General features: G+C 36.3%; 7 protein-coding genes and 1 pseudogene. 5 read left to right on the top strand and 3 right to left on the bottom strand.

Annotated features, from left to right (window positions below):
* The 3 genes and pseudogenes from F6K22_RS18950 to F6K22_RS18940 all read left to right on the top strand — a co-directional run.
* Positions 1-217 (top strand): annotated as a pseudogene (locus tag F6K22_RS18950) (Uma2 family endonuclease); the annotation flags it as partial.
* Positions 218-613: 396 nt separating this feature from the next.
* Positions 614-1,417 (top strand): thermonuclease family protein, encoded by an 804-nt coding sequence (locus tag F6K22_RS18945; protein WP_293101107.1) that lies wholly within the window; start codon positions 614-616, stop codon positions 1,415-1,417.
* A 1,183-nt stretch (positions 1,418-2,600) separates the two neighbouring features.
* A complete protein-coding gene (locus tag F6K22_RS18940; RefSeq protein WP_293101104.1) occupies positions 2,601-3,272 on the top strand; it encodes a PEP-CTERM sorting domain-containing protein in 672 nt (223 codons plus the stop codon).
* A 499-nt stretch (positions 3,273-3,771) separates the two neighbouring features.
* Here F6K22_RS18940 and dxs read toward each other — a convergent pair whose 3' ends face one another.
* The 3 genes from dxs to hpsJ-B all read right to left on the bottom strand — a co-directional run bounded on the left by dxs (position 3,772) and on the right by hpsJ-B (position 8,299).
* The gene (gene dxs / locus F6K22_RS18935) at positions 3,772-5,679 is read right to left on the bottom strand and encodes a 1-deoxy-D-xylulose-5-phosphate synthase (RefSeq protein ID WP_293101102.1); all 1,908 of its coding nucleotides are present in this window, start codon (positions 5,677-5,679) and stop codon (positions 3,772-3,774) included.
* A gap of 696 nt (positions 5,680-6,375) precedes the next feature.
* Positions 6,376-7,254 (bottom strand): glycosyltransferase family 2 protein, encoded by an 879-nt coding sequence (locus F6K22_RS18930; protein ID WP_293101099.1) that lies wholly within the window; start codon positions 7,252-7,254, stop codon positions 6,376-6,378.
* Between the two features lie 226 nt (positions 7,255-7,480).
* Positions 7,481-8,299 carry a hormogonium polysaccharide biosynthesis protein HpsJ gene (gene hpsJ-B, locus F6K22_RS18925; RefSeq protein ID WP_293101096.1) on the bottom strand — a complete coding sequence of 273 codons (819 nt, stop codon included), beginning with the start codon at positions 8,297-8,299 and terminating at the stop codon, positions 7,481-7,483.
* An 813-nt stretch (positions 8,300-9,112) separates the two neighbouring features.
* On the opposite strand from hpsJ-B, the gene F6K22_RS18920 reads away from it, so the two are divergent.
* Together F6K22_RS18920 and F6K22_RS18915 are read left to right on the top strand one after the other, a co-directional pair.
* A complete protein-coding gene (locus tag F6K22_RS18920) occupies positions 9,113-9,793 on the top strand; it encodes a response regulator transcription factor (RefSeq protein WP_293101093.1) in 681 nt (226 codons plus the stop codon).
* 13 nt (positions 9,794-9,806) lie between these two features.
* The coding region (locus tag F6K22_RS18915; protein ID WP_293101090.1) for an adenylyltransferase/cytidyltransferase family protein at positions 9,807-10,195 on the top strand (389 nt) is incomplete at its 3' end.

Here is a 10,195-nt window from a genome sequence, read left to right as displayed (position 1 = left end):
TCTAAACTGTAGTGAATATTGGGTTGTAAACGTAGTTTATGCTCAACTAATTGCTTTTGCCATTGCTTCTGGTGGGAGTAGAGCGATCGCCAAATCACAAGTTTTACCTCCATTACCTTTTAGTTTACTCGAAGAAGCGTTGCGTCGATGTCGAACAACAGGTCGTAGTCAGATATATGCTTGGTTAATTAGCCAAATTCAGAATCTTAGGGAATAGGGAATAGGGGGAAATAATGGATAATTGATAATGGATAATTGATAATTATTTAGAGTTTAAATTTTTTGTACTTTTGAAAAACTTTCACCCTTTTTATATCTAAAGGAAATAGTTTACTTTTTTTCCAAAGTTTGGCAAACTAATTCATTATCAATTAAAAATATTATCCATTGGTAAATATCTAGCAATTTATAATTATTGATGAAAGAAATAATTAACAATATTTTGACTCACATAGGTCAGGTTAAATTACCTCCTCCATCATATATTGAAAAACTTCCACCCTTTTTATATCTAAAGGAAATAGTTTACTTTTTTTCCAAAGTTTAGCCAACTAATTCATTATCAATTAAAAAGATTATCCATTAGTAAATAACTAGCAATTTATAATTATTGATGAAAGAAATAATCAACAATATTTTGACTCACATAGGTCAGGTTAAATTACCTGCTCCATCATATTTTGATTCTCTTGAAACTTACACAGTTAAAAAAGTATCAGATGCTGACACCTTTGATGTTGTTGCTAATGATTCAGATGCAGAAATTACCGTCCGTTTCGCTTATATTGATACTCCAGAAACTCCTAAAGGATGGGGAGATTCACAGGTAGAAAAAATGAATCGTAAATATGAAAATCAACTATATCGTAGTCAATTTGAATGGGGAGAAAAAGGCAAAGAGCGACTCCAAGAATTAGTGGAAAAAAGTGGTAATCAAGTCAAAGTTAAAATTACTGGAGAAGAAAAACGACCAGGGCGATCGCCTCGTTGTTTTGGTGAAGTTTATTTACTAGATGGTACTTTTGTTCAGCACATTTTAGTACAAGAAGGATTGGCTCGAATTTATTATGATTATATTAGTGAATGTCCTAGAGAAATTGCAATTATGTTGTTTTTGGCAGAAGCTGAAGCTGAGATAAATCAGCGGGGAATATGGCAAGAAATTCAATCAGAATTTATTTCTCCTTGGTTATTCCGTTCTCTCAAGAAAAAACAAAAGAATTTTCTTAAAGATATAAGTAAAGAATTAAAAGCAGGTTCAATTACTGAAGCTGAGTTTGAAGCCAAGTTTGAACTTAAGCTACAGCAGCAAACTCAGGTTTTATCAACTCTTTTTGAAGAATTAAAAAATGATCTAATTACTCAACCTAAATTTGAGGATAAATGCAAAGAAGAATTAAATAATTTATTTGCATAATAATTAGTTTTTTTCAGTGAAACACAAGCATCTTGCTTGTAGATCAAATCCGGTAGTATCGGTATAAAAAAGCGTAGAAACCGGGTTTGTTTTAAATACCCGATTGTATAACATCTACACTCCCACAAACTCGGTTTCTGATAATACTTTCATTGCCAGCAGATTTGATCTGATAACTGCTATTATCACAATGCACAACTAAGAATTGAAATCCCTCCCCACAACTATTTCTATCAGGACTTACGCATGGAAACTAAATCAAGTGAGGGCGAATGCCATTCGCCCCTACATCTGGCGTTTTAAAGGTTAAGCATGCGTAATATCATGTCTCATTAAACAACTGTAATAAACAATCTTTACCCAAACCTGTAGGGACGTTGCATAACAAAAATGCGTTTTCCGTTCCGGAATGCTCCGCAAACATGTTGCGCAGCAAAACGTCCCTACATTGCGGTTAATTAATGTTACTTGATATAAGTCCTGCCTATAATAACTTCTCCAGAAATCCATATTTACAGCGCTTTTCACTCTTGATAAACCACATCGTCATAACCAAAACTCTGTAGGGGCGAATGGCCATTCGCCCCTACTGTGGTCTACTGTGCAGGAAAACCGCTGTATACTCATCCTCAACGATTTGTGAAAAAAACTGTAGGGGTTTGGTCTCCTTTCCCCAAGCAAAAATGGGATTTGTCAACCAAACCCCTACAATGAAATATTACCGAAAAATAAAGGTATAAAGCCTTCTATTTCAAGAGAAAAAAGTGCTCTTGAATTTCCTTATATTCAATTGGTGTAACGGTTTTAACCTTCTTGTAATTATCAATTATCCATTATCAATTATCAATTAATCAAAACCTATTTAGGATTGTTATAGATGTTTTTATGAATATTTAGTAAAGTTTTTTAGATTTATGGCTGTTTTTTATGAAGAGTTGATGAAGTTGTGATATCAAATCCTGGTTGAATAGAACCGTTTTCAGCAAACCCCGAAAACCCTGTAGAGAATTTGTATGCAAGCTCTCTACAGTTTGGGATAGAAAGGGTCTATCTGTACCGGATTTGGTATGAATAAACAGTTGCAATTCACAAAATACCTATGCCAATATATTTTTAGTTAGGTTAATTCAAGAAACTTAACTTACTGAAAAGAAAGTTCAAATCTACATGGAAAGTAATTATTATGGTTAGTCAAATAAACAAGAAAAATGCCGTAAACTTTTTACGGTCTACGACCGTAAAAAGTTTAGCTTCCATTGCTGTTTTAAGCACTTTATCTGCTGGCATTGCTGAAGCTGCAAACTTTACTACATTTACAGACCGCGCTGACTGGGAAGCAGCAGTTGGCTCCTTTAGCGAAGAGGACTTCAACGACTTTACTACGGAAGTATCCTTTGAGCAAAGCAGCTTAGATGTAGGCGATTTCACTCTTGTTGGTCTTGGTTCGCGAAGTTTTGGTAGAAACTTCATCGACGTTCCTCCTGCTCAATTCTCTGTATTTAACATAGATGGAACACCTAACGTTAACGCATTAGCTTTCTTTTCTGATGCTACACGATTGGATTTTGATTCTCCTATTACTGCCTTTGGTGCTGACTTTGCGGCTATATCTAATGGATTTTTTACTACTGAGTTTGTTATTGGTTCTGACGCAATTGATATTCCCGATACCCCACTCGGATTTTTCGGCTTTGTTTCAGACATGAGTTTCTCCGAGATTTTATTCCAAGGTACAGGTGACGGATTTAGCTTTGACAATGTTGTTTACGGGCAAGTTTCAACTCCCGAACCTGCTTCAATTTTAGGTTTATTAGCATTTGGTGCGATAGGTGGTTCAATGTTAAAGCGTAAATAAAAATCTCAGGACTTACACGGGAGGAACCCGGTTTCTACGGTAAATCATTGTCTTTAATCATAGACAACTACCAGAAACCGGGTTTCTGGGTTCGCCTGTGTAATATCAAGTAACATTAATTAACCCCACTGTAGGGACGTTGCATGCAACGTCCCTACGAGGTTGGGGAAAGATTGTTTATTACAGTTATTTAATGCAACCTGATATAAGTTCTATATCTTCAAAAATTATATAAACTTTGTAGAGACGTTCCATAGAACATCTCTACATTTATCTTGCAGAAAAATCTATTCTAGAATTTCCCACAAAAATATTAACTAGCTATTAGCTTTTAGCATTTCCGTTCCGGAATGCTTCGCAAACAGCTATCAGCTTTTTGAACCTTAGTTAAATCTCCGATTTCTATAAACTGGATGGTTTAGGAGGGGTTCAAATCCCCTTCTAAACATTAGAAAACGTACTTCTACTGATAGCTGACTGCTGAGTGCTGACTGCTTCTTTAAACATTAACAGTCGATAACTTCGGCTTAAAACTCTGCAAAATACGTTCCGCCATCTGAGAAGGAGTCAAACCCAAATCAACTTTCGACTCATCAGGTTTAGCATGATCCACCAACTTATCCGGTACACCCAAACGTAACACAGGTACAAGCACATTATTATCCATCAATGCTTCCGTAACTGCCGAACCAAAACCACCCATCAAACAACCTTCCTCCATAGTCACAACTTGACCAATACGTTGCGCTAAAGGCAGAATTAATTCCGTATCCAAAGGTTTCACAAAACGAGCATTTACCACAGTAGCACTAACACCATGCTCACTCAGAATTTCCGCAGTTTGCATAGCCGGATGTACCATAGAACCATAACCCAATATCAGCACATCATCACCATTCCGCAGAATTTCACCCTTACCAATAGGAATAGCTTCCCAACCCTCTTCCATCAGAGGCACCCCATAACCATTCCCACGAGGATAACGCATAGCGATCGCTCCATCCGTATATTCAATACCAGTCACCACCATCCGTTGTAACTCACCCTCATCTTTAGGCGCCATGACTACCATATTTGGGATACAACGTAAATAGGAAATATCATACATTCCCTGGTGAGTCGGACCATCCGCACCCACAATTCCAGCACGATCTAAACAGAAGAAAACAGGTAACTTCTGAATACAGACATCATGGATAATTTGGTCGTAAGCTCGTTGCAAGAAAGTCGAATAAATACCAGCGACAGGTCGCATTCCTTCACAAGCTAAACCTGCTGCCAAAGTTACAGCGTGTTGTTCGGCAATACCAACATCTATATATTGTTTTGGCAATTTAGCATGAAGTTTATCTAAACCTGTGCCAGTTGCCATAGCAGCAGTAATACCAATAATTTTTGGATTATTTTCCGCAAGTTTCACCAAAGTATGGGCAAAAACCTTAGAGTATTTAGGAGGTTTTGGCTTACTTGCTGGTACAGCTTTACCCGTAGCCAAATTGAAGGGATTTTGAGCATGATAGCCAACCTTATCCTCTTCAGCAACTGCATATCCTTTACCCTTAGTTGTGGCAACATGAACTAATACAGGTCCATGAATTTGATGTGCTTGTTGGAAAGTTGTAATTAGCTCTTCTAAATTATGCCCATCAACAGGACCCATGTAGGTAAAGCCCAATTCTTCAATTACAGCCCCCACTTTTGACACTGCCAAACGTTTCATCCCTTCTTTGAGGCGTTCCATTTCTGGTGTAAAGGTTTCACCAACAAAAGGAATATGTTTAAATTGTTCTTCCAGGTTATCCTGAAGAAACTGCATCGGTGGGGATAAACGCATTTTGTTGAGATAGCGAGAAATCGCACCTACATTAGGAGAGATAGACATCTCGTTATCGTTGAGCACAACCACTATATTAGTTTTGGGTAAGTGACCTGCATGGTTAATAGCTTCTAAAGCCATACCACCAGTTAAAGCACCATCCCCAATAATGGAAACTACTTTGAAGTTATCTCCTTTCATATCTCTAGCTAAAGCCATCCCTAAACCAGCAGAGATACTGGTAGAAGCATGACCAGCACCGAAATGGTCGAATTTACTTTCACAACGTTTTAAATAACCTGCAACCCCATCTTTTTGTCGCAAGGTATGAAAATTGTTATATCGACCTGTAATAAGTTTATGGGGATAAGCTTGGTGGCCTACATCCCAAAGAACTTTGTCCCGATCTAGATCGAGAGTTTGATAGAGACCCAATGTAAGTTCTACAACTCCTAACCCTGGACCTAGATGGCCTCCACTTGTGGCGACTGTTTCTAGATGTTTCTCTCGTATTTGTCTAGCAATTTCTTCTAGTTGATGAATTGAAAGACCGTGCAATTGATTAGGATGAGTAATTTCGCTTAGATGCATAGTTTGATTTACTCAGATTTCTGATGTAGATTTGCGGTTGTAGCTGGGAGTATTTTTGATGATTAACTTGGAACTTACCGAATAATTATTAATTAAATAATTCAGGTTAAAAGCCTCCCTTTTCAAGGGGAAAAAGCCATCATTTCGGCTGCTCGCCGACATGAAAAGTGGAGCTTTCCGTAGGATGGGATGGATGGGTTACCTAACCAGATCCAATCGACCAAGACAAGAAATCATATTTCCTTATCTTCAATTCCGTTACGGTTTTAACCAGAGGTAATTATCCATTAATGAACTGTACTTTTTTTCAGCTATGAATCAGCTAATACAATTTTGCGATTTGTTAATAATGCACAGATAGGATTACTTACTAAAAGAATATCTCCCCATAATCTGCTAGATTTTCTCACAGATACTTTTCTTTTTTTCCCTTTTTATCGGCATTGGAAAAAATAGGAGTAATTAGCTTGGCAAGCCTAGAGGGAACCAATCAGGATAGAGACTATTTAGTAGCCTAGCTTTTCATCTGAACCTGCTCCTTTTTCCATAGTAATTATTACTATTTGTTGGCTTTTGTTAACAAATTAATAACTGTCTATCGACCTTTGTTGGTGAAGCTACTTGTAAACGTATATTTCAACCCAACAACTCAACTACTATATTATTTAGCAGTTGCTCCGATTATTAAGTTATATTTCACCCTTGTGCCTCTATTTCTAATTTGGGCGAATTAGGATCGGTAGCTGAAGTTAATGATGGTACAGGCATATTTTTCATTTCCCAAACTTTAATTAGTATGAGATATTCGTAGAAAGCTTGCAAGGTACACCAAGCTAATCCTGCTTGGCCATCAAGACATCCTCTAAGAAAAATATACATATATATGAAGCGAACTATTGGTCTGAAGGGTAAGCGCAGGGAAAAGTCTTTTAGAGCGCGTCTTCTCTCTACTTCCGAACCACCAAAAAATAGGTTTTTCCAAGAGATGCTTCCTGTTTCTAGTTGTTTAACTGTTTCAGCAGCTTCATCTGTAGAATATCGGTTGTGCTTTTGTATCCAACGGGAAATACCTTTACTACAGGTATAATGGGGATAAGTTTCTTGCAAAAAACTTGTAGGACCATCGCAAACTTCTCGTTCTGTGTGACCATAATCACTAAACCACACTTTATCTTTGGAAAAGAGGCGCATCTGGTAGCGGGGATATTGGGTGCTGCGACGAATCCAAGTTCCCATAAATAAAACTCGTTCTGCAACGTAATACCCAATGTATTCTTTTCTTTGAATCGCTTCTAGGCATTCGTTAAATAATTCGGGGGTCATCCGCTCATCTGCCTCCAGGATATAAACCCACTCATATTTAGTAGGAAGTTCCTGTAACATCCATGTTCGCTGTCGTCCATGGCTTTCAAATTTGTGTTGGACTATTCTTACAGGATAAGATTGAGCTATTTCTATAGTCCGATCGCTACTAAAGGAATCAACTATTATAATGTCATCTGACAGCATTGCTGACTCAATACAAGCAGCGATATCTATTTCTTCATTGTAAGTCAGTATATAAATTGAGAACATTCGATGAATTTTTGTAATTGCTCTTTGATAAAGATTAAATTGGATAATTAAATTAAATTAAATAGATATCCAATTGGGAGGGTATTGAGCATGAGATTTAAGTTTAAACTTTCTCTTTCACTAATATTAATTTGCTCTTACTTCCCTCCCTAATTATTAAAGTCATCTCTATTGTGAGATATTACTTTGCAATTATCTAGCGGGATTTTGGCTACATCCTTTACCTTTAATAATTCCCAAATTTTTTAATCTTGTCTAAATTTTTTAATCCTGTCCAACCAATCAGAATATAGCCTACTGCTAAAAGTAAGCTGCTCAGACCTGTTCTCAGACTAGATTTAAAAGAATTTCTATTAGCTTGTTCTTCTAGTTCTTGCTTACGACTACGAATTCTAGTTAAAAGCTGATCTGGTAATTGTTCTGCTTGACGATTGAGAAATTGATCGATAGCTTGAGGATTATCTTTTGACTGTTCCAGTAAAGTTTTTACTTGGCTTGGTAATTGTTCATTTTCTAATGCTGCATTTAATCTAGTTTCATCTGCTAGTAAATTAGTAATTTGATTTTTTAATTGACTTCGCCTTTGTTGGATCTGATTTTTAAAGTCGCTGCTACCTATACGAGCTTCTAGTTGTGTTTCTGCTTGACTTGCTTGCCGATCTATGCGTTCAATGGCCTCAGCCCTAGCTTGACTCGTGTTATTTAAATGTACAGGAAATAGTAATAGATATACCAGTCCTAATAAGCTAGCTAGTAAAAGTGCCCAAAATCTTAAATCTAATATCGAAGGTTTTGAAGTATCCTGAAGGCCAGAATTACTACTTACCCAGTAGCCTGTGAATAATAAGGCCATTCCTACCATGGGAATTATCCCCCGATCGACTATTTGGGTTGCTAAATTGATTTGCCATGTTCTATTGCCTATGTTAAATGGAATTGATAAGACTATAAAGTCAAGTATAGAGGACAAAATCATAACTACTCCTACTATTGTCAGAGTCCTAGCAGCTATGGAGGAATATGAACGGATATTTGTTGCTTTCATGGGATTGTGCTGAGTTCTCAGTTATAGTTGACTGGACATGGTGAGTCTGAAATGTTGAGGATGCACTCTGTTGCTGATGGTGAAAATATATTTTCTCTGTCTCAAAATAGCAGTCTGTTTTTACAATTATGACAGAGTTTAACCATGGTCCATCAGCTTTTTTGCCTTTACTCAGGACTTACGCACCCAAATCCAGAAACTTTGTTTTTTCCTAGATGTCGATTGTTCAAACGAAGGATTTTTCCTGGCAATTGAGTTTCGCGTGCGTAAGTCCTATTTACTATTTTTTTTAAATTTATGGAACAGAACTATCTATCGTACAATGCTAGCCTATAATAGACGTAAGTTAAACCTGTTCTTCACAAATCTGATTTTGTTGGTTGATTATACTATTTTAACAGTTTAATGTTTTTTCTTGTTTAACCCTATCATTTTGACTTTTTTAGACTAATATTTACTAAGATTCAAATAAGTTAAGTAAGATTAAAAAAAAACATCAAAAAGAATATTTTTTTTTGCAAAAAATCACTAAAAACCAGAATAAATGAAATAAATTAAACCCAAAAGTTCATGGTAATCAAAGTTGCAATTGTCATATTTAAAGCCAAATCATAGATGTAAATCTGAATAAATATAAGACTTAGAGGCGCCAAACCCTGTTGCTACGAGAAATCCTTGGTTTAAACAATAGAAATCTACGCAAAAAAACTTAGTTTCTGTATTCGGTATACTTAAGTCCTGTAAATATAAACAATATTATTAATATTATATTATATTATTAATGATAACGGGGAACTAGGGAGGATTCAAGTAGTGAAAGAAAACTTAGAAAATTATCAAAATAAAAAAATATTAATTGTAGATGATGAAGATAACTTGAGAATTCTTCTCAAGCGACATCTAGAATTTCAAGGATATGAAGTAACAGATGCAAATTCTGCTTTAGATGCACTATCAATACTGGAACAACAAGAGCCGGATTTAATTATTTCGGATATAATGATGCCGGAAATGGATGGTTTAGAATTTTGTCAGCGTTTACGAGCTAGTAATTTAGGTCAGTTAATACCTTTTATATTTCTGTCAAGTAAGGGAGAATTAGAAGACAGAATTATAGGCTTATCTATGGGAGCAGATGATTATATCAATAAGCCTTTTGAAATGCGGGAGTTAGTAGCAAAAATAGAGGCTCAATTAGCTCGTTCTAGTCGTATTTCTTTGGAAATGAAGCGGCTGACTGAAGATTATATGACAAAAATACAACCATTAGCAGATCCAGAACCACTACCTCTAACTCCAGCAGAAGAAAGGGTATTTTGGGAAGTTGCTGAAGGCTTGACAAATAAGCAGATTAGCGATCGCTTGTTTATTAGCCCTCGAACTGTACAAACTCATTTGAGTAAAATAATGAGAAAGCTAAATTTAGAAAATCGCTCCCAGTTGGTTCGTTATGCTTTTGAACATGGATATAAACCACCTACTGAAGAAAACTGATGAATATTAAAAAATGGACTCCCAAAAACTAATTTCTGGCCTCTATAATTTGACCGAATTAGAACAGCTAATTAATTCTCAACCAACTTTTTGGCGACCTTTAGTATTTACAAATGGGTGCTTTGACTTAGTTCATGCTGGACATATTCGTTATTTATGGGCAGCTAAGTCTCTAGGGCGATCGCTTGTAGTAGGATTAAATAGCGATCTATCGGTTCAAAATATTAAGCCCCAACAAGAGGGATATCCTATGCGACCAATTGTACCGCAAGTCCAACGGGCTGAAGTTTTAGCTGCTTTGAAACCAGTTGATGGAGTAGTAATTTTTAATGAAGCTACTGCTACTAATATCATAGAACGACTTAAACCTAATATTTATGTTAAGGGTGGGGATTATTCTAT

Source organism: Okeania sp. SIO2F4 (assembly GCF_010672385.1).
Lineage (GTDB): Bacteria > Cyanobacteriota > Cyanobacteriia > Cyanobacteriales > Microcoleaceae > Trichodesmium.
This window is presented reverse-complemented; position numbering and strand designations above follow the sequence as displayed.